The organism is Vibrio sp. 10N.261.55.C5 (genome assembly GCF_041470505.1).
Lineage (GTDB): Bacteria > Pseudomonadota > Gammaproteobacteria > Enterobacterales > Vibrionaceae > Vibrio > Vibrio crassostreae_C.
Genome location: NZ_JBFRMS010000105.1, coordinates 1 through 1,055, shown reverse-complemented (window position 1 = coordinate 1,055; position 1,055 = coordinate 1). Strand labels below are relative to the sequence as shown.

Below are 1,055 nucleotides of genomic sequence, written 5' to 3'. Positions count from 1 at the left end.
AAGATTTTAGCTACAACACCAGCACCAACTGTACGGCCACCTTCGCGGATTGCGAAACGTAGACCTTCGTCCATTGCGATTGGAGCGATTAGCTCAACAGTCATTTGAACGTTGTCACCTGGCATTACCATTTCTACGCCTTCTGGTAGAGTGATGTCGCCTGTTACGTCAGTTGTACGGAAGTAGAACTGTGGACGGTAACCTTTGAAGAAAGGAGTGTGACGGCCGCCTTCGTCTTTAGAAAGTACGTATACTTCAGACTCAAACTTAGTGTGTGGGTTGATAGAACCTTTCGCAGAAAGTACTTGACCACGTTCAACGTCATCACGCTTAGTACCACGTAGAAGTGCACCAACGTTCTCACCTGCACGACCTTCGTCAAGCAGTTTACGGAACATTTCAACACCAGTACAAGTAGTAAGAGTAGTCTCTTTGATACCAACGATTTCTACTTCGTCACCTACACGTAGGATACCGCGCTCGATACGACCAGTTACAACAGTACCACGACCTTGAATTGAGAATACATCTTCAATTGGTAGTAGGAACGGTTGGTCAACTGCACGCTCTGGCTCAGGAATGTAAGAATCTAGTGCTTCTGCAAGCTCAACGATCTTGTCTTCCCACTGCTTCTCGCCGTTTAGTGCGCCAAGTGCAGAACCTTGGATAACTGGTAGGTCATCACCTGGGAAGTCGTATTCAGAAAGAAGTTCACGAACTTCCATCTCAACTAGCTCAAGTAGCTCTTCGTCATCTACCATGTCACATTTGTTCATGAATACGATGATGTAAGGGATACCAACTTGACGACCGAGTAGGATGTGCTCACGAGTTTGAGGCATAGGGCCGTCAGTCGCAGCAACAACTAGGATACCGCCGTCCATTTGTGCAGCACCAGTGATCATGTTTTTAACATAATCCGCGTGTCCTGGACAGTCTACGTGTGCGTAGTGACGTGCTGGAGTGTCGTACTCAACGTGAGAAGTTGCGATTGTGATACCGCGCTCACGCTCTTCTGGAGCGTTATCGATAGATGCGAAATCTTTAGCAACACC

General features: G+C 47.4%; 1 protein-coding gene. It reads right to left on the bottom strand.

The features are described 5' to 3' along the window. Positions 1-1,055: elongation factor Tu (gene tuf, locus AB4263_RS23935; protein WP_137001546.1), on the bottom strand; the 1,055-nt coding region annotated here is incomplete at both ends.